The organism is Collimonas sp. OK607 (genome assembly GCF_900111995.1).
Lineage (GTDB): Bacteria > Pseudomonadota > Gammaproteobacteria > Burkholderiales > Burkholderiaceae_D > Collimonas.
In genome coordinates, this window is record NZ_FOKF01000015.1 from 75,576 (window position 1) to 98,374 (window position 22,799).

General features: G+C 57.3%; 18 protein-coding genes and 1 tRNA gene. 16 read left to right on the forward strand and 3 right to left on the reverse strand.

Annotation, left to right across the window (positions count from 1 at the left end; translation table 11 throughout):
- Positions 1-20: 20 nt before the first annotated feature.
- The 7 genes from BM029_RS12375 (at position 21) to BM029_RS12405 (ending at position 7,362) form a co-directional block, all read left to right on the forward strand.
- Positions 21-1,031, forward strand: a complete 1,011-nt coding sequence (locus BM029_RS12375; protein ID WP_092436470.1) for an ABC transporter permease subunit — start codon at positions 21-23, stop codon at positions 1,029-1,031.
- On the forward strand, positions 1,028-1,960 hold the full coding sequence (locus tag BM029_RS12380) for an ABC transporter permease subunit (protein ID WP_092436397.1): 933 nt from the start codon (positions 1,028-1,030) through the stop codon (positions 1,958-1,960). Before BM029_RS12375 ends, BM029_RS12380 begins: the two co-directional genes overlap by 4 nt.
- A 13-nt stretch (positions 1,961-1,973) precedes the next feature.
- The gene (locus BM029_RS12385) at positions 1,974-3,011 is read left to right on the forward strand and encodes an oligopeptide/dipeptide ABC transporter ATP-binding protein (protein WP_092436399.1); all 1,038 of its coding nucleotides are present in this window, start codon (positions 1,974-1,976) and stop codon (positions 3,009-3,011) included.
- On the forward strand, positions 3,008-4,012 hold the full coding sequence (locus BM029_RS12390) for a peptide ABC transporter ATP-binding protein (RefSeq protein WP_092436401.1): 1,005 nt from the start codon (positions 3,008-3,010) through the stop codon (positions 4,010-4,012). The genes BM029_RS12385 and BM029_RS12390 overlap by 4 nt, the downstream gene beginning before the upstream one ends.
- 13 nt (positions 4,013-4,025) lie before the next feature.
- Complete coding sequence (locus BM029_RS12395; RefSeq protein ID WP_244545025.1) at positions 4,026-5,666, forward strand: ABC transporter substrate-binding protein; 1,641 nt, start codon at positions 4,026-4,028, stop codon at positions 5,664-5,666.
- A gap of 157 nt (positions 5,667-5,823) precedes the next feature.
- The gene (gene serS, locus BM029_RS12400) at positions 5,824-7,125 is read left to right on the forward strand and encodes a serine--tRNA ligase (protein ID WP_092436403.1); all 1,302 of its coding nucleotides are present in this window, start codon (positions 5,824-5,826) and stop codon (positions 7,123-7,125) included.
- Positions 7,126-7,272: 147 nt separating this feature from the next.
- Positions 7,273-7,362 (forward strand) — tRNA-Ser (locus tag BM029_RS12405).
- Between the two features lie 202 nt (positions 7,363-7,564).
- On the opposite strand, the gene BM029_RS12410 is transcribed toward BM029_RS12405, so the two are convergent.
- The 3 genes from BM029_RS12410 to manD all read right to left on the reverse strand — a co-directional run bounded on the left by BM029_RS12410 (position 7,565) and on the right by manD (position 11,761).
- Positions 7,565-8,863 (reverse strand): lactonase family protein, encoded by a 1,299-nt coding sequence (locus tag BM029_RS12410; protein WP_170851059.1) that lies wholly within the window; start codon positions 8,861-8,863, stop codon positions 7,565-7,567.
- Between the two features lie 67 nt (positions 8,864-8,930).
- Positions 8,931-10,493, reverse strand: coding sequence for a UxaA family hydrolase (locus BM029_RS12415; RefSeq protein WP_371329114.1), 1,563 nt, complete (start codon positions 10,491-10,493; stop codon positions 8,931-8,933).
- Between the two features lie 56 nt (positions 10,494-10,549).
- Positions 10,550-11,761, reverse strand: coding sequence for a D-mannonate dehydratase ManD (manD, locus tag BM029_RS12420; RefSeq protein WP_092436408.1), 1,212 nt, complete (start codon positions 11,759-11,761; stop codon positions 10,550-10,552).
- 301 nt (positions 11,762-12,062) lie between these two features.
- Between manD and BM029_RS12425 the strand changes: the two genes are divergently transcribed.
- From BM029_RS12425 to BM029_RS12465, 9 genes are all read left to right on the forward strand, one after another.
- Positions 12,063-12,812: a FadR/GntR family transcriptional regulator gene (locus tag BM029_RS12425; RefSeq protein WP_092436410.1), complete on the forward strand. Its 750-nt coding sequence runs from the start codon at positions 12,063-12,065 to the stop codon at positions 12,810-12,812.
- Positions 12,813-12,874: 62 nt separating this feature from the next.
- A complete protein-coding gene (gene uxaC, locus BM029_RS12430) occupies positions 12,875-14,296 on the forward strand; it encodes a glucuronate isomerase (protein WP_092436413.1) in 1,422 nt (473 codons plus the stop codon).
- 159 nt (positions 14,297-14,455) lie between these two features.
- Positions 14,456-15,637 (forward strand): extracellular solute-binding protein, encoded by a 1,182-nt coding sequence (locus BM029_RS12435; protein WP_092436415.1) that lies wholly within the window; start codon positions 14,456-14,458, stop codon positions 15,635-15,637.
- 41 nt (positions 15,638-15,678) lie between these two features.
- Positions 15,679-16,779 (forward strand): ABC transporter ATP-binding protein, encoded by a 1,101-nt coding sequence (locus BM029_RS12440; RefSeq protein ID WP_092436417.1) that lies wholly within the window; start codon positions 15,679-15,681, stop codon positions 16,777-16,779.
- Positions 16,779-17,654, forward strand: coding sequence for an ABC transporter permease (locus tag BM029_RS12445; protein ID WP_371329116.1), 876 nt, complete (start codon positions 16,779-16,781; stop codon positions 17,652-17,654). The genes BM029_RS12440 and BM029_RS12445 overlap by 1 nt, the downstream gene beginning before the upstream one ends.
- A gap of 54 nt (positions 17,655-17,708) precedes the next feature.
- The gene (locus BM029_RS12450; RefSeq protein ID WP_170851063.1) at positions 17,709-18,572 is read left to right on the forward strand and encodes an ABC transporter permease; all 864 of its coding nucleotides are present in this window, start codon (positions 17,709-17,711) and stop codon (positions 18,570-18,572) included.
- Between the two features lie 24 nt (positions 18,573-18,596).
- A complete protein-coding gene (locus tag BM029_RS12455; RefSeq protein WP_092436423.1) occupies positions 18,597-20,069 on the forward strand; it encodes a mannitol dehydrogenase family protein in 1,473 nt (490 codons plus the stop codon).
- A gap of 41 nt (positions 20,070-20,110) precedes the next feature.
- Entirely contained in the window at positions 20,111-21,064 is a 954-nt protein-coding gene (locus tag BM029_RS12460) for a sugar kinase (RefSeq protein WP_244545026.1), read from the forward strand.
- Positions 21,065-21,264: 200 nt separating this feature from the next.
- The gene (locus tag BM029_RS12465) at positions 21,265-22,446 is read left to right on the forward strand and encodes a porin (RefSeq protein ID WP_092436427.1); all 1,182 of its coding nucleotides are present in this window, start codon (positions 21,265-21,267) and stop codon (positions 22,444-22,446) included.
- Positions 22,447-22,799 lie beyond the last annotated feature (353 nt).

The window sequence follows — 22,799 nt, forward strand, 5'->3', positions numbered from 1 at the left end:
TCATCGAACAGGTAATGCCAATGTTTGGATTTCTCCTGCGACGTGTCGGTTTGGTCATTCCGACCTTTCTCGGCATCACGCTGCTGGTGTTTTTACTGATACACCTTATCCCCGGCAACGCCGTCGAAGCCATGACCGGCGAGCGCGGCATGGACCCGGCCCGTTACGCGCAAATGGCGCACGACCTTGGTCTGGATCAACCGATATACATGCAGTACTTTAACTATCTCGGCAACCTGTTCAAGGGCGACCTGGGCATGTCGATCATGACGCATACCTCGGTGCTGACTGAATTCAAGACATTGTTTCCGGCGACGCTGGAGTTGTCTTTTTGCGCGATTCTGTTTGCCCTGATCATCGGTATCCCAGCGGGGATACTGGCAGCCTTGAAGCGCAATACCGTACTCGATTATTCGGTGATGGGCGTATCCCTGACCGGTTATTCCATGCCGGTCTTCTGGTGGGCGCTGTTGCTGATCCTGCTGTTTTCCGTGACCTTGGGCTGGACCCCGGTCTCGGGCCGTATCGATATCCTGTTTGACGTGCCGCCGGTCACCGGTTTCATGCTGATAGATAGCTTGTTGTCGGACGATAGCGGCGCTTTTAAATCCGCGCTGTCGCATCTGATCCTTCCTACCATCGCACTCGGCACCATTCCGCTGGCAGTGATTGCGCGCATGACGCGCTCCGCCATGCTGGAAGTCTTGCGTGAAGATTATGTCCGCACCGCACGTGCCAAGGGCCTCTCGCCGTGGCGGGTAGTGGGCGTGCATGCTCTGCGCAATGCCTTGATTCCCGTAGTCACAGTGGTCGGTTTGCAGGTTGGCACTTTGCTGGCCGGCGCGATCCTGACCGAAACCATCTTTTCCTGGCCGGGCATCGGCAAATGGCTGGTAGCGGCGATTCAACGACGCGACTATCCGGTGGTGCAGGGCGGCATCCTGATGTCGGCGACCATCATCATCCTCGTCAATCTGGCCGTCGACTTGCTGTACGGCGTGATTAATCCACGTATTCGCCATCGCTCATGAACAACGTCAATGTACCGCCCGTTAGTGCGCCGCAAACTAACGCTTCGCCGAAGACAGCCGTCAACACGCCACCGCATCCGCTGCGCGAATTCTGGGGCTATTTCAGCCAGAACCGCGGCGCCGTAATCGGCCTGGCCATCATCGTCATGATGGTGTTGGCAGCCTTGTTTGCCGACATCATCGCACCGCATTCGCCGATCGAACAATTCCGCGATCACACCCTGGTGCCACCGGTATGGCAAGCAGGCGGCAGCAGCCAGTTCCTGCTCGGCACGGATCCGGTCGGGCGCGATATGCTGTCGCGCCTGATCCACGGGGTTCGCCTGTCGCTGTTGATCGGCCTGGTGTCCATCTCGCTGTCGCTCACCACCGGTGTCTTGCTCGGCCTGCTGGCCGGTTACTTCCGCGGCATGGTTGAAGTCGCCATCATGCGTCTGATGGACATCATGCTGGCATTACCGAGCTTGTTGCTGGCCATCGCCGTGGTTGCCATCCTCGGGCCTGGGCTGATGAATGCGATGTATGCGATTGCTGTCGTGATGCTGCCGCACTATGCGCGGCAGACGCGGGCCGCGGTCATCGGCGAGATGTCGCGCGATTACGTCAGCGCCTCACGTATCGCGGGCGCCGGCACCTTGCGCATCATGTTCAATTGCGTGCTGCCTAACTGCCTGGCGCCGTTGATCGTGCAAGCCACGCTCGGTTTCTCTTCCGCCATCCTGGATGCGGCAGCACTTGGCTTTCTCGGCATGGGTGCACAACCGCCGACACCTGAGTGGGGTTCGATGCTGGCCAGCGCGATGGAATTCATCCAGAGCGCCTGGTGGGTGGTTGCTTTCCCCGGCCTGGCGATTTTGATCTCGGTACTGGCGTTCAACCTGATGGGCGACGGCTTGCGCGATGCGCTCGACCCGAAACTGAAACGATAAGGCGAGATTCAACATGGCACTCCTAGAAATTAAGCAGCTGCGGGTCGAATTCGGATCGACAGCAGCGCCCTTTACCGCAGTCGATGGCCTGGACCTGAGCATCGAGGCTGGCGAAGTGGTCGGCATTGTCGGCGAATCCGGCTCCGGCAAGAGCGTCACGTCACTGGCGCTGATGGGACTGATCGATTACCCGGGCCGCGTCAAAGGCGAACAGATGGCGTTCGATGGTCGCGACTTGCTGAAAATGCCTGAAAAAGAACGGCGTGGAATGTTAGGCAAAGACATCGCCATGATCTTCCAGGATCCGATGACCAGCCTCAATCCGTCTTTTACGGTTGCTTATCAATTGATTGAAACCCTGCGCGTGCACCAGGGCGGCTCCAGTAAAGAATTGCGCGCCAAAGCGCTGGCGCTGCTCAAGCAGGTTGACATTCCCGATCCGGAACGACGCCTGGATGCTTATCCGCATCAGCTCTCCGGCGGCATGAGTCAACGGGTGATGGTCGCCATCGCGATTGCCTGCAATCCGCGTTTGCTGATTGCGGACGAGCCGACCACGGCGCTGGACGTTACGGTGCAGGCGCAAATGCTGGAGTTGCTGCTGCAATTGCAGCGCGACCGCGGCATGGCCTTGATGCTGATTACCCACGACCTTAGCGTCGTCGCCCAGACTGCGCAGCGGGTAGTGGTGATGTATGCAGGGCAGGTAGTGGAGACCGGCCGTGTGCCGGATATTTTCAACGCGCCCAAACATCCCTACACCCAGGCCTTGCTGGCGGCGCTGCCGGAACACAATATCGGCCGCGCACGTCTGCAAACCATTCCTGGCGTGGTGCCGGGCCAGTATGATCGCCCCACCGGCTGCTTGCTCAGCCCGCGCTGTGCGTATGCGCAAGACCGTTGCCGACAAGTGCGGCCGGAGTTGCTGGGAGAAGCGCAAGAGCAGGTCCGTTGCCATTTTCCGCTGGATCATGACGGCCAGCCGACTAACGGCTGGTCGGAAATATCCCGCAAAACACCTGATCTGATACTAAGCAGTGGGGCTGCATGATGATGAATTCGACTATAGAAGCGCTTGCCAGCCCGGTGGTTTTGCTCGAAGCAAAAAACCTGATCAAGCATTACAGCGTATCGCAAGGCCTGTTCAAACCAAAGGCAACGGCACGCGCGCTGGACGGCATCTCGTTCGTCTTGCAGCCAGGTAAAACGTTGGCAGTGGTGGGCGAGTCCGGTTGCGGTAAATCCACCCTGGCGCGCCAGATCACGATGATCGAGCCGCCTACCGGTGGCGAATTGTGGATGGACGGCGCCAACATCGCCGATGCTGATAGCGCTACCTTGAAACGGGTGCGGCCGCTGGTGCAAATGGTGTTTCAAAACCCCTACGCCAGCTTGAATCCGCGCAAAAAAGTCGGGCAGATGCTGGAAGAGCCGCTGATCATCAATACGCCGCTCAACAGCAAGGAACGTGCTGACAAGGCGCAGGCAATGATGGCCAAGGTCGGCTTGCGGCCGGAACATTACAGCCGTTACCCGCACATGTTCTCTGGCGGCCAGCGTCAGCGGGTGGCGATAGCGCGCGCCTTGATGCTGGACCCCAAGGTGATCGTCGCCGACGAGCCGGTTTCCGCCCTTGACGTATCGATCCAGGCCCAGGTGCTGAACCTGCTGATGGATTTGCAGCAAGCCAGCGGTGTCGCCTATCTGTTTATTTCGCATAACCTGTCGGTAGTCGAGCATATTGCCGATGATGTGCTGGTGATGTACCTCGGTAAAACCGTGGAGCACGGCAGCAAGCAGCAGGTATTCAGCCGACCGCTGCATCCGTATACCAAGGCGCTGCTGGCCAGCACCCCGCGCATCGATCCGGCCCAGCGCCAGCAAAAGATGATGTTACCGGGAGAACTGCCGTCGCCATTGGCGCCGCCGCCTGGCTGTAGTTTCAATAATCGCTGTCCATATGCAATCGAGCGATGCCGGCAAGAAGTACCGGCTTTGCGCGAGTTTGACGGTAGCCACGTGGCATGCCATCGGGTGGAAGAAATTCAATGACAGGAAATGGCATATGGTAAAGGAGAAGACGCAGGGAAAGATGCAAGGTACGAAACTGAAACTCGCCGCCGCAATTGGCATCGCCGCACTGCTGTGTAGCACCGCCAATGTGGCGATTGCGGCCAAGACCCTGGTGTTTTGCTCGGAGGGTAGCCCGGAGGGTTTCAACCCGCAACTGTTCACGACCGGTACTACTTTCGACGCTTCTTCGGTGCCTTTGTACAACCGCCTGGTCGCCTTTGAATTGGGAACCACAAAAATTATTCCGGCCCTGGCGGAATCGTGGACGGTATCGGATGACGGCCTGACCTATACTTTCAAGCTGCGCAAAGGCGTCAAGTTCCACAGCAGCGCCAGGTTCAAGCCAAGCCGCGATTTCAATGCCGACGACGTGCTGTTCTCGTTCAATCGCATGGCGGATGTCAATCATCCGTTCCATAAGCTAGATACCGGCGCCAGCTTCAGCTACTTCCTCGACATGGGCATGGACAAGATCGTCGACAAGATCAGCAAAGTCGACGCCTACACCGTGGTCTTCAAGCTGAAGCATCCGGAGGCCCCGTTCATCGCCAACCTGGGGATGGACTTCGCCTCGATTCTCTCCGCCGAATATGCCGACAAGATGAAGGCGGCAGGTACGCCTGATGTGATCGATCGCGAGCCTGTCGGCACCGGTCCATTCCAGTTCGTGTCCTACCAAAAAGACGCGGTGATTCGCTACAAGGCCTTCGATGCCTATTGGGATGGCCGGCCGAAACTGGACAACCTGATTTTTGCGATCACGCCGGACGCCTCGGTGCGTTACGCCAAGCTCAAGGCCAACGAATGCCAGGTGATGGCGTTTCCCAAGCCGGCCGATATCGAATTGATGAAAGCCGATCCGGCGATCACCCTGTTGACCAAGGAAGGTTTGAACGTCGGTTACATCTCCTTCAATGTAGAGAAAAAGCCATTCGATAACAAACTGGTGCGTCAGGCACTGAACCTGGCTACCGACAAGCAGGCAATTCTCAAAACGGTGTATCAGGGCGCCGGCCAGATTGCCAAAAATCCGATTCCGCCTACGCTCTGGTCCTACGACAACAAGATCCAGGACTATGGCTACGATCCGGTCAAGGCCAAGGCATTGCTGGCCAAGGCTGGTTATCCCAATGGCGTAACGGTCGAACTCTGGTACCTGCCGGTGACCCGTCCCTACAATCCGGACGGCAAGCGCATGGCAGAACTGATCCAGGCCGACTGGGCAAAGATCGGCGTCAAGGCCACTCTCGCCACCTACGAATGGACCGAGTACCTGAAGCGCAGCAAGCAAGGGGCGCAGCAGGCGATGATGTTCGGCTGGTCAGGCGACAACGGCGATCCCGATAATTTTTTTGCAACTTTGCTGGGCTGCGAATCCGTACGCAGCGGCGGCAATACCGCGCGCTGGTGTGACAAAGGTTTTGAAGCGCTGATTCAGAAAGCCAAGCTCAGCACGAACCAGGCCGAGCGCGCCAAGCTGTACGAGCAGGCGCAGGTGACGGTGCATGAAGAAGCGCCCTGGATACCGCTTGCGCACTCGCTGACGCATACGCCGATACGCAAGAATGTGATCGGTTTCAAGATGTCGGCGTTCGCGTTGCATGACTTCAGCAAGGTCGATCTGGGTAAGTAAATTTGCCGGCGTGCGATGCAAGGTGCAACGCTTTGCATCGCATTAAACTTTGTTTTATTGTATTTGTTGCAATTTCTATCGCTGAGATTGGCTGGCCGGGGACTGGCGGGGCTTGGTACAATGGCAGCTTATTCCTTCCCCTATCTATACCAAGTCCATGATCGACATCCAACTTCTACGTAAAGACATTGCCACCGTCGCCGCCCGTCTCGCCGCGCGCAAATTCCAGTTAGACGTCAACGGCTTCAATGCACTGGAGGCTGAACGTAAGCAAATCCAGACCCGTACGGAAGAATTGCAAGGCCAGCGCAACGCGTTGTCCAAGCAAATCGGCATGCTGAAAGGCAAGGGTGAAGACGCTTCAGCCGTGATGGCTGAAGTCGCAGGCATCGGCGATGAACTGAAAGCGTCGGCAACCAAGCTGGATCAGATCCAGGAGCAGGTCAGCGCGTTCTTGCTGTCAGTGCCGAATATCCCGCACGAAACGGTGCCGGTCGGCTCCGACGAGGCTGGCAATGTCGAAGTGCGCAAAGTCGGCACGCCACGCAGCTTCGATTTTGAAGTACGCGACCACGTTGATGTCGGCGCGGCCTTGGGTCTGGATTTCGACGTCGCCGCCAAGATCACCGGCTCGCGTTTTGTCGTCCTCAAGGGCGGCATTGCCCGTCTGCATCGCGCTCTGGGCCAGTTCATGCTGGACACCCACGGCGCTGAACACGGCTATACCGAATGCTACACGCCCTACATCGTCAACGCCGATTCGTTGCGCGGCACCGGCCAGTTGCCGAAGTTCGAAGAAGATTTGTTTGCAGTGAAAAAGGGCGGCCAGGAAGGTGAGCAGGGCGCCGACCATGCTGCGTTGTATCTGATCCCGACGGCCGAAGTTCCGCTGACCAACATCGTACGCGACGAAATCGTTGCCGGCGAAACGCTGCCGATCAAGATGGCTGCACATTCGCCGTGTTTCCGTTCGGAAGCCGGCAGCTACGGCCGCGACACGCGCGGCATGATTCGCCAGCACCAGTTCGACAAGGTCGAAATGGTGCAAATCGTGCATCCGGAAAAGTCCTATGAAGTATTGGAAGAAATGGTCGGTCACGCCGAAAACATCTTGAAGAAACTCGGCCTGCCGTATCGTGTGGTGTCGTTGTGTACCGGCGACATTGGTTTTGGTGCAGCCAAGACCTACGATCTGGAAGTGTGGCTGCCGGCGCAAAACACCTACCGCGAAATTTCGTCGGTCTCCAACTTCGAAGCATTCCAGGCGCGTCGCCTGCAAGCCCGTTTCCGCAATGCGCAAGGCAAGACCGAGCTGGTGCATACACTGAACGGTTCCGGTTTGGCGGTAGGGCGCACCCTGGTTGCCTTGCTGGAGAATTTCCAGCAGGCAGACGGCAGCGTGGAAATCCCGGCGGTGCTGCATCCTTACATGGGTGGTATCACTAAACTGAGCGTGTAAGTCATTGATTTGACGTAACTATTTGGCGTGAGGCAGGGGCAGGTATTTACTGTGGGATGGCGCGAATAAAAAGACATTCCACAGTCAAAAAGAGTCTGCTATAATCTTGCGCTTTGCTGCATTAAACACAGCAAGTCGACCGAAACCGGAGAGGTGGCAGAGTGGTCGAATGTACTTGACTCGAAATCAAGCGTACGTTAAATCGTACCGTGGGTTCGAATCCCACCCTCTCCGCCAGTACATGTAGTATCCATGCGGGTTTAAGCGCATTGGAAAGAAAACAAAGCCACCCTAACCGGTGGCTTTTTTCTTTTGTGGTGGGGAAATATTGACCGTCACGCGCTTTTCTTCCCGGTTTCCCCTACGGCTGGACCGAGCCCGTCTTGCCGGAGCAAGATTGATCGAGAATCTAAGCCGCCCGGAAAACCTGATTCATGACTCAAGCCGCGTTGTTCGACCAATCGTCGTCAAGTGCGATCAATCCGCACCAGAACATGGGGCCTGCAGTCGTATCGATGTCGGACTTCCGTACGAACGTGAGCATGCCATTGTCTTCAACGCGGAATACGGATAACGCAGCTGAAACCTTATTGACCCTATCGTCCTCGTGCACGAGCATCGGCGCAACGCTCGCCGCGACCAGCATCTTGCCATTCGGATGCAGCGTGAATGTACGCACGTGGAAGCTCTGGGTGGGAATGTTCTGAATCAGCGTGGGCTCGCCGGTTTTCTCGTCGATACGAAATACGGCGATACTGTTCTCGCCGCCTGCGTATACCTTTTTTCCGTCGAAATCGACGGTTCCGTCAGAACGATTGGCCAGATACACGAACTTCCCGTCGCGGGAAACGTGCACAGGTCCCACGACCTGCGCCGGTCGGATATTTGAGGGTTCCGACAAGGTTGTCTTGATGAACAGGGGCGCTGCAGTCACTGTTCCATCCTGCAGGCCAAACACCTGAAGTTGATTCTCGCGTTCCATGGATGCGTACATCCACGGTTTGGTCGGATGGAAATCAACGTGTCGAGGTCCGAATCCGTACCCGCTGCCGGGCGCGATGGACTTTTCATTCGATAATTGCCCATCCTTGAAATCGAATGCCTTGAGTGCTCCCGGGTCCTCGCGCTTGCTGCTGGCCGCATCGTTACCCCGTGTCACCAAGACGACTGTCCGGTCCGAGGGCGAGACTCGTACCTGATGGGCGTAGATGCCAGCCTCAGGCCCTGTTGCCTGGATTATTTTGGCACCCAGCGATCCATCCGGATTGATCTGATAGACATCGAGTTCGCTCGGGTCGTTATAGGCCACCAGCAAATGCGCGCCATTTTTAGAGACGGTAATGTTGATCGGCCTGTTGTTCAGCTTGAGCGGTTCGCCGGCCGGTTGCAGGCGTCCCGATCGTCCGTCAACGCGTAGTGCCGCAACGCCGTGAACGGTGCCAGGGGAGGAGCCTGCGCGATTGCTGTACGCCACGTAGAAAATTTTCCTGGAAGGGTGGGGCCACACGTACTGTATGTTTGCGGGCAGCATCGTGGAGCTGTCCTTCGTCAAAGCGAGATTGCTTTCGTTCACGCTGTACAGGTTAAGTTCCGGCCCGACAGACGTGTAAAGCACGACGTTGCCGGTGACCTCGTTCGACCAAGCAATACCCGGAGCGACGAGTGAGCTGGCGACGAGCGCGCAAAACTGACGGCGTCCGAGGGTGGGCAGGCCCGATTCATTTTTCGGTGACGACATAGCCATTACTCCTTTTCCAGTTGATTCGCTAGATGCTTGATATTGCGTTCCGCCGCGGTTCTCTGCGTTACATCACCGCCCCAATTTGCCAGGGCACGAATTCATTTTGCCCGTAACCGTGGATTTCACTCTTCGTGCGGGTGCCGGAAGCGACATCGATGATCATGCGGAAAATCTGTTCGCCTACTGTATCGACATCGGTGGTGCCGTCGGCGATGCCACCGCAGTTGAGATCCATGTCATCTTTCTGACGCTGCCACAGTCCTGAATTGGTCGCCAACTTCAGCGACGGGGAGGGCGCACAACCATAGGCCGAGCCGCGTCCGGTGGTAAAGCAGATGACGTTGGCGCCGCCGGCAACCTGGCCGGTGGCGGACACCGGATCGTAGCCGGGCGTGTCCATGAACGTCAGGCCTTTGGCGGTGACCGCTGCGGCGTATTCCACTACATCGACCAGATTGGTGCTACCCGACTTGGCCACCGCACCCAACGATTTTTCCAGGATGGTGGTTAAGCCGCCGGCCTTGTTGCCGGCCGATGGATTGTTGTTCATCTCTGCATTTTGGCGCACGCAGTAATCCTCCCACCAGCGCACGCGCGCCAGCAGTTTGTCGCCGATTGCGGGGGTGCTGGCGCGGCGCGTGAGCAAATGCTCGGCACCGTAGATTTCAGGCGTCTCCGACAGAATCGCGCTGCCGCCATGTTGTACCAGGCGGTCGACCGCAGCGCCCAGCGCCGGGTTGGCGGTAATACCGGAATAGCCGTCGGAGCCGCCGCATTGCAGGCCGACCACCAGATGGCTGACCGGCAGCGGCTGGCGTGCGACGGTATTGGCCTCCGCCAGCATGGCCTCGACGATGGCGATGCCTTTTTCGACGGTCTTCCTGGTGCCGCCGCTATCCTGGATCGTGAAGCTGCGCAGGTTCTTGCCTTCGCTCATGCCGTGGGCGTTGAGCAGGCCGTCGATCTGGTTGGTTTCGCAGCCGAGGCCGACAAGCAGCGCCGAAGCGAAGTTCGGATGCCGGGCATAGCCGGCCAGCGTGCGCCGCAACAATGCCAGCGCCTCGCCTTCCGGATCGACGCCGCAGCCGATACCGTGTGTCAAGGCGATCACGCCATCGACATTCGGATAATTTGCCAGCGCTTGCGGGTTGGTATCGCGCCGAAAGTGGTCTGCAATTGCACGGGCAGCAGTGGCCGAACAGTTTACCGAAGTCAGGATGCCGATGTAATTGCGGGTTGCAACGCGGCCGTCCGGACGCAAAATGCCCATGAAGGTGGCCGGTTGCTCCACAAACCGGGTCGATTTCGCGTCGGCACAGAAAGTATGCTCACGTGCAAAATCGATCATTTTCAGATTGTGCGTATGGACGTGCTGGCCAGGATCGATGTCTTGGGCCGCAAAGCCGATGATCTGGCCGTAACGGCGTACTGCGTGGCCGGCCTGGATGCGGCTGGTAGCAATTTTGTGGCCGGGCGGAATCAGGCCTGATACGTTGATTCCTTCAGCCGCCAGCCACATGCCCGTCACTAATTGCGCGCGCGCGATAACGACGTTGTCCGCCTGATGAAGGCGGATCGTTGCAGAGACCAGGCTCGCTGGTCCCGGTGGAGTTTGGGTTGTTTCCATTCGCATTCCTAGAGAGAGCGCGCATTAACTCTGCGCGCTCTCAGTTACGCAGGGTATTACCAGTTGTGGAGCGTGCCGTCATGGGCCATGCGGTTCACCGGAAGGTAGGCGCGCTGGTAAGGATACTTGGCTGCCAGCGCTTCGTCGATATCGACACCGTGACCGGGTGTTTCACCTGCGAATAGGAAGCCGTCCTCGAACCGGTAATCGTGCGGGAATACCGCGTCGGTTTCTTCCGTGTGGCGCATGTATTCCTGAATGCCGAAATTCGGTACCCAGGTATCGAAGTGCAGCGCCGCGCCCATGCAGACCGGCGACAAATCGGTGGCGCCATGGCAGCCGGTACGCACCTGGTACATCGCAGCCAGGTCGGCGATGCGTCGCAGGTGTGTGATACCGCCGGCATGGACCACGGTGGCGCGGATGTAATCGATATATTGTTTCTCGATCAGTTCTTTGCAATCCCAGATCGTATTGAATACTTCGCCGACCGCTATCGGCGTTACCGTATGTTCGCGGATCAGCTTGAATCCATCCTGATTCTCGGCCGGGGTTGGATCTTCCATCCAGAACAGGCGGTATGGTTCCAGCGATTTGCCCAGGCGCGCCGCCTCGATTGGCGTGAGCCGGTGGTGGACGTCGTGCAGCAGATGATGCTCAAAGCCCAGTTTATCGCGCAGGCGGTCAAACAGTTTCGGTGCGTGGTCCAGATAGCGTTCGGTCGACCAGTCGTGCTCGGATGGCAGTGAGGCGTCGGCAGGTTCGTAGAACATGCTGTCTTTCGACACGCCGTAGACTTTTTTCAAGCCAGGCACACCGGCCTGCGCGCGGATCGCCTTATAGCCCATCTCCGCGTAACGCAACACTTCATCAACGGTTTCTTCGATATCGCCACCGTTGGCGTGACCGTACACCATGACGCCATTGCGGCTTCTGCCGCCGAGCAATTGATACAGCGGCATATTCGCGGCCTTGGCCTTGATGTCCCACAGGGCGGTATCGACTGCGGCAATCGCGCTCATCGTAACGGGGCCACGTCGCCAGTAAGCGCCGCGGTACAGGTATTGCCAGATGTCTTCGATCTGGTGGGCGTCACGGCCGATCAGGCAGGGAATCACGTGATCTGTAAGGTATGAGGCGACCGCTAATTCGCGGCCATTCAACGTAGCGTCGCCGATGCCGGTTAATCCTTCATCGGTATAAATTTTTAGGGTAACGAAATTGCGGCCTGGAGAGCAGATGATGACCTTGGCATCGGTGATTTTCACGGCGTCCTCATTGGTTGGTGGATAGATTTACCTAAAATTGGTCAGGCCAGTATGCCATTAATGATTTTAATTGGCTAGACCTTATTGCATTTTTGGCCGGACCAAAATAGAATGGCCTGACCAGTTGGAAATTAAGCCGGTAATTCAGTTGATGAGTCTGCGATGTAAATGACAGCAAATCGGGTGTTACTTCTCTCGCTAGTCGTCACGACATTGCAACCAGGAAATAACGAAATTCAATCAGGAATCGCGGTCCATATAGAATGGCGTTCCATTTAATTTCGAAGCAAGAGAGATAAAAATGACTAAATCGACTACCCCTCCCGTTGAATTTGGCGCTCCTGCCGAGATGCGTCTGTATCGCATAGTTGCCGGGCAGATTCAGCAGATGATTCGTGATCAAAAGATCCTGCCAGGGACGCGCTTGCCGTCCGAGCGTGATTTGTCGACGCAGCTGGACGTGAGCCGGGCATCGGTGCGCGAAGCGCTGATTGCCCTCGAGCTGACCGGCGTCATTGAGGTGCGCGGTGGTTCGGGCATTTATGTCAATGAAAAAACCGATGCGCCGGCCGACATCAAGGGCGCCGGCTGCGGTCCCTTCGAAGTATTGTCCGCCAGGCGCTTGATTGAAGGAGAGGTCGCCGCGATGGCCGCCAAGATGGCGACAGATTCCGCCGTCGACGCCATCATGCAGACCGTCTCGGATATGGAGCGCTTCAGCGATGACCGCGTCAAGAACGAGCAGGCCGACCGCGCTTTCCATATGGCCATCGCCACGGCGACCGGCAATAGCGCTTTGATACTGGTGCTGAGCAATCTATGGGATGAGCGCGGCCATCTCTGGAGCAAGATGGAGGAACACTTCCACACCGAAGATTTGCGGCGCGAAACGCTGACGGATCACCGTCGGATACTGGAAGCGATCGCGGCACGCGATCCGGCCGGCGCGCGTCGTGCAATGCGGGCGCATCTTGAGCGGGTAACGCGGGAATTCTCGCGCGGTTGGGGTGTCAAGGGTTCGGCCCGCGTTCCAGACAAAAAGACAGATTAGCAAGCGCGGTTTGACGATGCTTTTTTTACGTAAATTTCAATCAGATAGAGAACGGATTTCCAATGCCTCTGCTCCATCCCGACCGGCTTTTTCCTGCTGATCCCGATACGCGCGCCGTCACGCGGCGCCTGTATCAGAGCGTGAAAGCGTTACCGATCGTCAGTCCGCATGGCCATACCGACCCGGCCTGGTTTGCTGCCAACGAAGCCTTCAGCAATCCGTCAGCCTTGCTGATTCAGCCTGATCACTACGTATTTCGCATGTTGTTTAGCCAAGGCGTGCGCCTGGAGGATGTAGGCGTACGCAGCCGCGATGGTACGCCGGTGGAAGCGGACCCGCGCAAAATCTGGCGTGTGCTCGCAAAGCATTGGCCACTGTTCCGTGGTACGCCTTCCCGCATGTGGCTCGACCATGTGTTTGAAGAAGTGTTCGGCATCGAGCAAGCGTTGACCGAAGCCAATGCCGATGCACTCTACGACCACATCGATTCCTGCCTGAAAACGCCTGAATTCCGTCCGCGTGCCCTGTTCGAGCGTTTCAATATCGAAGTCATCGCCACTACCGAATCGCCGCTCGATACACTCAGCCATCACCGCGCGCTGGCTACCGATCCCTGGCAAACCGCCGGCGGCAAGCCACGGGTGATTACCGCTTACCGGCCTGATCCGGTGGTCGATCCGGCATTTGACGGCTTTGTGAGCAACATCAAGGAGTTTGGCGAGATCACCGGTGAAGATACCGCTACCTGGAAAGGATACCTGCGGGCCCACCGCAATCGTCGTGCATATTTCAAGCAACTCGGCGCGACCTCTACCGACCACGGCCATCCGACCGCGCGTACTGTCGACCTCAGCGTTGCCGAATGTGAAGCTTTGTATGCCGAGGTCCTGACTGGCAATGCGTCGCCGATTGACGCCGAAGCGTTCCGTGCCCAGATGCTCACCGAGATGGCCTGCATGAGTCTGGACGACGGGCTGGTGATGCAAATCCACCCCGGATCGCGGCGCAATCACAGCGCCGACATGCTGGCACGCTTTGGCCGCGACAAGGGTTTCGATATTCCAACCCAGACCAGCTACGTCGATGCATTGAAACCGTTGCTAGACAAGCATGGCCTCAATCCAAATCTTTCCATCATCCTGTTTACCCTCGATGAAACCAGTTATGCACGGGAACTGGCGCCGCTGGCCGGTGTGTATCCGTCGCTCAAACTGGGTCCGGCGTGGTGGTTCCACGATGCGCCTGAAGGCATGCGCCGCTTCCGCGAACAAACTACCGAGACTGCCGGCTTTGCCAATACCGTCGGTTTCAATGACGATACCCGGGCTTTCCTGTCCATCCCGGCGCGGCATGACGTGGCCCGCCGTGTCGATTGCAGCTTTCTTGCACGGCTGGTAGTTGAACATCGACTGCTGGAAGATGAGGCCGTCGAGTTGGCACACGATCTGGCCTACCGCCTCGCGAAGAGTGCGTATCGCCTGTAGCACTTGAATCCATAAATCGCCTGTATCGCTTGAATCCATAAATCAATACATAAGCAATACATAAGCACAAGTAAGCATTAAAACCAAAAGCGTAAAAAAAAGCGCTGGTTATACCCAATCCTGGATTGTTTGATTCCTATAAAACTGGAGAAGAGACACATGAAACATATTTCGAATTTGACTCGGCGCACGATGGTGCGGATGATCGCTGGCACCGTTGCAGGCGCATTCACGGCAGCGCTGAGCATGCCGGTCATGGCAGCGTCGACGGTGACGATCAATGTGGTGGACGTTGCCGGCAGCCTGGCTTTGTTGCAGGAAGCGATCGAGTCGTACAAGGTCAATAATCCAAACGTCAAATTCACATTCACCAAAGCACCGGCGCCGGAATTACCTAGCAAGCTGAAGGCGATGCAGGCCGCCAATCGCAGCGATATCGATTTGGTGCTGGGTGGTACCGACATTCTTGCCGCCGGCATCGATCAAAAGCTGTGGGTGAAAATATTGCCCGACAATGCCGCGAAGTTTCCCAATCTTGCCGCCAACTACCTGCCGCCAGTGAACAAGATGCAGGAACTGGCTCAGGATCAGGCCTTGGCCGTCGCCTTCATGCCAGCCGGCCCCTTGCTTGAATACAATCCAGACAAGGTAAAACAAGTGCCGACCACGCCGCAGGAATTGCTGGCGTATTGCAAAGCCAATCCCAACCGTTTGATCTACGCGCGCCCATCCAACTCCGGCCCTGGCCGCACCTTCCTGATGGGGCTGCCTTATCTGCTGGGCGATAAAGACCCGAAAGACCCGGTCAATGGCTGGTCTAAAACCTGGGCTTATCTGAAAGAACTGAATTCCTGCATCGAATACTATCCGGGCGGTACTGGCGCGGTCATGAAAGAACTGGGCGAAGGCTCGCGCGACATGACGGTGACTGTCACCGGCTGGGATATCAATCCGCGGGCGCTGGGCGTGGTACCGAAGAATTTCAAGGTCGGCGCGTTCAAGAACATGACATGGATCAACGATACGCACTACATGATGATGCCAAAAGGCCTGAGTGCAGAAAAATCGAAAATTGTGCTCGACGTGATGGCATACCTGCTCAAGCCGGCGCAACAGGCGATGACCTACGACAAGGGTTATTTCTATCCCGGCCCGGCGATTAAAAACGTCCCGTTAAGCATGGCGCCGAAATCCAGCCAGGATGTGATTAAAGAGTTTGGCCGCCCTGAATATGATGCGTTGATCGCGAACAATCCGCATGCCCAACCGCTGGACGCGCAGGAAATGGTGAAGGCCTTCCATATCTGGGACGAACAGATCGGCACCCAGAAGTCCAAGTGACCGCGCAACGCACGTAACGCATCTAACAGGAAATTCGAAAAATGAACCACGACTTCAAAACGCTGCGTCTCGATCGCGTCACCCGTAATTTCGGTGGCCCGGCGAGCGCATCCGGCACCGCGCCGTTGCCGGCGCTGGGCGGCCTGACGATGAATATCGCCCGCGGCGAATTCATCGCGCTGCTCGGCCCGTCCGGCTGCGGTAAATCGACTGCACTAAACTGCCTGTCCGGGTTGCTAGCCCTATCGAGCGGCGCGATTTACCTTGATCAACTGCGTATCGACACGTTGCCGCCGGAGCAGCGGGGATTCGGCATGGTATTCCAGAACTATGCATTGTTCCCGCATATGACGGTGGCCAAGAATGTCGGCTTTGGCCTGCTGATGCGTGGCGTGGCGTCCAGTGAAATTGATGTCCGCGTCAAACGGGCGCTGGACCTGGTGCAACTCGGGATGCACGCCAACAAGCTGCCGGGCCAGTTGTCCGGCGGCCAGCAGCAACGCGTGGCGATTGCGCGCGCCATCGTCATCGAGCCGCCGTTGATCTTGATGGATGAACCGCTGTCGAATCTGGATGCCAAGCTGCGCCTTGAAATGCGGTCTGAAATACGCCGTATTCATGGCGAGCTCGGGCGCACTACGATTTACGTCACCCATGATCAAGATGAAGCCTTGTCGCTGGCAGACCGTATCGTCGTGATGAAGGATGGACTGGTGCAACAAGTCGGCACGCCGCAGGAAGTGTATGGCCAGCCGGCCAATCTTTCGGTGGCGCGTTTCATGGGCTATCGCAATGAACTGTTGCTCGATGTTGCGCAAAAGAGCAGCGACAGCATTCATTTGACCGGGCCCGGCATACAACTGCGCGGCATTCCGAAAAGTACCATCGGCGCCCGGGCAGCAGTATCGATCCGGCCGGAAGAGTTTTCCATATGCGCCCCTGGCGAGCTGCCGGCCAACAGCATTACCGCACGCGTGGAGGCCGTCGAATATTATGGCCGCGAGTCGCTGTTCATGCTGCGAACGCAAGACAGTACGCGTCTGTTCGTGCGCACTGAAGGCACCGCAAAACCGGGCGAAAACATGACTGTCTCCGTGCCGCATGAGCGCGTGCTCGCTTACCCGTCCGAGCAGGTGGCATGATGCACAGCCGCGCTCAAGCTGCCGGCTCGCGCTGGCTGGATCCTGTGATGTGGATGGTGGCTCCGGCCACGATCTTCATGCTGGCAGTCTTTGTCTATCCGTTCCTGCATGGTCTGACGCTGTCGTTTGAACCATTGGAAGGTGGTGCATGGTCGAACTACATCAAGTTTTTTAATACCGAAAACCTGTTCCTGACGATAGGGACCACGCTCAAGCTGGCGTTGCCGGCGACGATCATCAACGTCGGTATCGCCTTGCCGATTGCGTATCGCCTGCGCCACAAGACGCGTTACCAGAAAATCGCGACCACCATCCTGGTCATCCCGATCACGCTGGGCACCGTCCTGATTGCGGAAGGCATGTTGACTTACTTCGGTCCGAAAGGCTGGTTCACGCAGGCACTGCAAATGTTCCATCTGTTTGAAGGTGGCATTCGCCTGACCCACAATTACTGGGGCGTGCTGATTTCCCTGATTATTTCCGGCTTTCCGTTCGCTTTCCTGCTGATCCTGTCGTACATCACAGGGATCGATCCGGGGCTTACGCGCGCCGCCGCCACCCTTGGCGCCAGCCCGTACAAGCAGTTTCAGCACATTGTGCTGCCGTTGCTGATACCCGGGCTGGCAATGGCGTTCTGTTTGTCGTTCGTGCAGGCGTTCTCAGTCTTCCCGTCAGCGGTATTGCTAGGCTCGCCCGCCGGACCGACACGCGTCATTTCGATTGCTGCCTATGAGGCCGCATTTGAAAATTACGACTATCCGATGGCCTCTACGATTGCCATGATCATGGGCATGGTGCAACTCGCGGTGGTCGCTGGCGTGCTTGGGCTGCGCAGCATGGTGTATCGCGGGCCAGTCACTGGCGGAAAGGGGTAAATCATGACGAAATCAATCGAGGTGAAATCAATATCCTCTGCCGGGATCGCGCCGATGTCTGCTTCTGTCTCGCCAAAGCCGCATGTTAACTGGTGGAGCCGTGCCTGGAGTGGCCTGGTGGTCGGCTTCATGACTTTCTTCTTGCTCAATGTCGGCCTGATGATTGCTTCGGTAGCCACCAATTCGGTCGCCCGTCGCTGGTTCGGCACCTGGCTGCCTGACGGTTATACCTTTGAATGGTACGCAGCTGCCTGGAATGAATTCCAGCTCGGCGATGTTTTACTGGTAACGGTGGAAGTGGTGCTGGCCGTTGTAGTGCTGGCATTGGTCATCGGTGTGCCGGCGGCATATGCCCTGGCGCGCAGGGATTTCCGGGGCAAGCGTTTGTTGACCATGCTCTTCCTGCTGCCGCTGATGATACCGCCGATCACCTACGGTATTCCATTGGCGACGTTGATGTACCAGCTGCATCTGGCCGGAACCTTGACTGGCGTGGTGATCGCCAATCTGCTGCCGGCACTGCCGTTCGTCATCCTGGTCATGACGCCGTTTATTGAACAGATCGACCCGAATCTGGAATCCGCGGCGCGGGTGTTCGGTGCGCCGACCTGGAAAATGTTCCGCCATGTGCTGGTGCCGCTGCTGGCGCCCGGGATTCTTGCGGCATCGCTGCTGGTGCTGGTGCGCACCATTGCAATGTTCGAGTTGACCTTCATGACGGCCGGATCGGATACCCAGACCCTGGTCGTGGCGCTGTACTACTCGGTGTTTGCAGCCGGCGTGCGGGCTCCGCAATCGATTGATGCGATGGCGATGGTCTACATGATCATTACGCTGGTGTGGCTGCTGATTGCGATGCGTTTCGTCAGTCCGACACAACTTGTCTCCAGGGTGCGTGAGCATCCGCAGAGCGCTTAAGGAGATGCAGTGAGACTTTCGAATATGGCTTTGGCATCGATGGGCACGCATCAAAATGTGATCGTGCCCCGGTATGACCGTCACCAGCTATCCCCCGGTATCGTGCAGCTAGGCCTGGGGGCCTTCCATCGTGCACATGCGGCGGTATACACAGACCGTGCAATTGCGTCTGGCGATCAGCGCTGGGGAATTGTCGGCGTGTCTCTGCGCCAGGCGGACACCCGTGATGCGCTTGCACCGCAAGACAATCTGTACACGGTGGTCGTGCGTGATGCCGATGGCGAGCGGTTGCATGTCGTTGGTGCATTGATCGCGTCGCTGTTGGCGCCTGAGAATCCGCAGGCGGTGCTGGCTGCGATGACAGATCCGCGCTGCCATGTGGTCAGCCTGACGGTGACTGAAAAGGGTTATGGCCATGATCCCGCCACACGTGCCTTGCGTCTGGATCATCCCGATATTGCGCATGATCTGACGCATCCAGATGCACCGCGTTCTGCCATCGGTTTCATCGTGCGTGCGCTGGCGCTGCGCAAAAAGGCGGGGCTGCCGCCATTCACTGTACTGTCATGCGACAACCTGCCGTCGAATGGACTGACTACACGTGGCTTGGTGCTGGCATTCGCGGCAGCTGTCGATTCTGAACTGGCACACTGGATTGATACGCATGGCGCATTTCCGAATGCGATGGTGGATCGGATCGTGCCAAAAACCACCGACGATGACCGCGCCGGCGTTGCCACTCACCTTGGCGCCGACGATGCGTGGCCGGTGATGACCGAACCGTTCAGCCAGTGGGTGATCGAAGACCGGTTCGCCGGGCCGCGACCGCGCTGGGAGGATGCCGGAGCGACCATCGTGTCGGAAGTTGAACCCTACGAAAACGCCAAACTGCGCATGCTCAACGGCACCCATTCCAGCCTCGCTTATCTGGGCGCCGTGATTGGCTACGTGACAGTCGATGAAGCCATCGCCGACGCAAGGCTGGCGAATTTCATTGCAGCCATGATGGTTGAAGAAATCGAGCCGACGCTGTCGCTGTCGTTATCAAGTTCTGGCCTGGCCCAGTATCGCTCGGAATTGCTGGCGCGTTACCGCAATCCTGCGCTCAAGCACAAATTGCAGCAGATTGCGATGGACGGCTCGCAGAAGCTGCCGCAGCGCTTGCTCGGTACCATCCGCGACCGCTTGCGTGCCGGCGCGTCCTGCAACCGGCTTTGTTTTGCGGTTGCTGGCTGGCTGCGTTACCTGGCGGGCAAGGACGAATCCGGCCTGGCCTATCAGATCTCGGATCCTCTCGCTGAAGTGTTGCATGCCGCCGCGACCAGTTCTTCAGATGCGGCGGGGCAGGTCGCAGCCTTGCTGGCGGTGCGTGAAGTGTTCGGCGATGACTTGCCTGGCAATCGGCAGTTCGTTTCCACATTGACTCAACACCTGGAAAATATCAGTAAGCACGGAGTCGTTGAGGCGATGCGTGCTTTGGAGTCGGAAAAAACGTGAGCACGTGCGGCGGCGCTGCCGCATGAATAATAAAGGAGGGGATGATGGGCATTGACAAACGTTTTGACATCGTCAGCCTGGGAGAGCCGATGATCGAACTCAATGAGATCGATTCCGCTCTGTATCGGCAAGGATTTGGCGGCGACACTGCCAACTTCGCGATTGCCGCGGCAAGGCAGGGGGCAAGCGTCGCCTACTGTACGCGGCTCGGTGACGATCGCTTCGGGCGCATGTTTCTGGATTTGTGGGCGGCGGAAGGGATCGATACGTCTGGCGTCGGGGTTGATCCGGATGCGCATACCGGCGTGTATTTCGTCACCCATGGCGTCGATGGCCATCAGTTTGAATACTTGCGCGCGGGATCTGCCGCCAGCCGCATGGGCGTTGATGATTTGCCGCTGGATATGCTCCGCGATACACGTTTCCTGCATGTATCCGGTATCAGTCAGGCCATCAGCGCGACTGCCAGCGAAGCCGTGAACGCAGCGATTAAAGCTGCCCGCGCTGCCGGCGCATGTATCACCTACGATCCGAATCTGCGCTTGCGCCTGTGGCCGCTGGCAAGGGCGAAAGCCACAATTGAAGCCACTATCTCGCAAATTGATATCTTCCTGCCCAGCCTCGATGAAGCATTGATTCTGGCTGATACCGATAGCCGCGATGGCGTATTTGCATGGTGCGCCCGTCACGGTGCGAAGAAAGTTGTACTCAAGTGCGGTGCAGAAGGTGCATGGGTCTGGCAAGACAATGATGGCTTGCCGCGGCATGTACCAGGATTCGCAGTGCAACCGGTCGACGCCACCGGCGCCGGCGATTGTTTTGACGGTAGCCTGGTTGCACGTCTTGCCGTCGGCGAAAGTTTGCTGGACGCAGTGCGTTACGCCAACGTGGCTGCGGCAATCTCGACGACCGGATACGGGGCTATCGCGCCAATTCCGCATCAGGCCGATGTTCTCATCAGGTTAGCAGAGCAAATAACGGAGGCAACCACTTGAGCGCCCCAGTTAATTAACGCGGAAAACTCCGCAATCCCCTTCAGGCGCCGACTCGGCGCTTTCCATGATGAGTGGTGGTTTAAAACCGCTCAGGGGAGAATTCGCGCCCGCGCCACATCAAAAGTGTGTCGGACGCTTTACTTAGTAGCGCCGTAGTTTCCAAGCAGCATTCGATAATCTAAATATAAATAGGGACTGAAATGAAGACGAAAAGCACTTTGATGATGGCAGGAGTGATGGCAATGTCGGTCGGGGCAGCGTGTGACGCATATGCGCAAACCAATGTGACCATTTACGGGATTGTAGACGCGGCAATCGTGTACTCAAGCAACCAGGGCGGTAAATCCAATATTTACGAACGTAGCGGCAATTTAGCGGGTAGCCGGCTTGGGTTTAGAGGGAATGAAGATCTGGGCGGCGGCTTGAGTGCGCTATTTGTTTTGGAAAACGGCTTTAATGTCGACGACGGCAGCCTGGGCGCCGCCAATACCCTGTTCAATCGCCAGTCGTATGTCGGTCTCAACAGTAACGCCGGCGGCAGCCTGACCGTGGGACGTCAATACACCCCGTATTACCTGTTCGTCGGTCCGGTCGGCCCGACCAGTTCCTTGACCGGCGCCACCGGAGCCCATCCAGGCGACATCGACGGACTCGACACCACGATCCGCATCAATAATTCGCTGACTTATACGTCGCCGGTTTTTGGTGGCGCACAAGTGAGTGCGCAGTATGGTTTTGGCGAGACAGCCGGCTCGACCGGGACAGGCAATGCTTTCAGCGTCGGCTTGAAGTATGACATCAATGACTTTAAATTTGCCTTGGGCTACCTGAAGCTGAAAAATGGTGCGAACCTCAGCGCCGGCTGGAGCTCCACAGCTGCGGGCAGTTTCTCGACGTCCGTCATCAACAAGGGCTATCTCTCAGCTGAATCGGTGCAGTTCATTGCCGGCGGCGCACGTTATAAGATCGGTCAATTGGAGTTGGGCGTCAACGCGTCCAATGTGCAATATGAGCCGGGTCTGGGTTCGCTGTTTTCCAATACTGCGACCTTCAATACCGGCGGCGTACTCGCAACCTACCAGCTGACACAGGCACTCTTCGTCAGTGGCGGCTACAGCTACACCAAAGAAAAGAAGGCCAACGGCATCACCGATCCGGCCAAATACCAGCAGCTGGCTCTGGAGCAAACCTACTCCCTGTCAAAGCGCACAGCGTTGTACGCGCTTGAGGCGTATCAGTATGCAAAAGGCAAAACGGTGGGTGCGGCCGGTGGTGCAAGCCAGGTCAATGCCGTTGCGGTGGTGGGTGATTCACAAAACGGCACGCCATCCGGTGGACGCAATCAAACAGTGCTGATGGCCGGGATTCGCCATTCGTTCTAATCGTTCTGATTGTTCTACTTATTGCGGCTTCTGCGGATTATAAAAAAAGAAGCCACGGCCTTGATCCCAGCCTCCCCAAAAGGCTGTGGATATAAGGCTTGAATCAACACGCCTGCCCGTAAAATATTTTGCATCTGTGTTCAGTTCCCATACCCGGAAAATTTTTGTGTTCCGGCGGGGACGGTGAGAACACGCGCGTTGAAATATCGGACGGGATTCAATTGCGCTGTGTCTATGGGGTGGTATCTGGCCCAGGCGCGGCGCTGTGCTGTTCAACAACGTTGGAGCGAGACCGAAATGAAAAACATGTTGATTGCCGATAATACAGACAACAAAAAAATATCTTTAAGAAG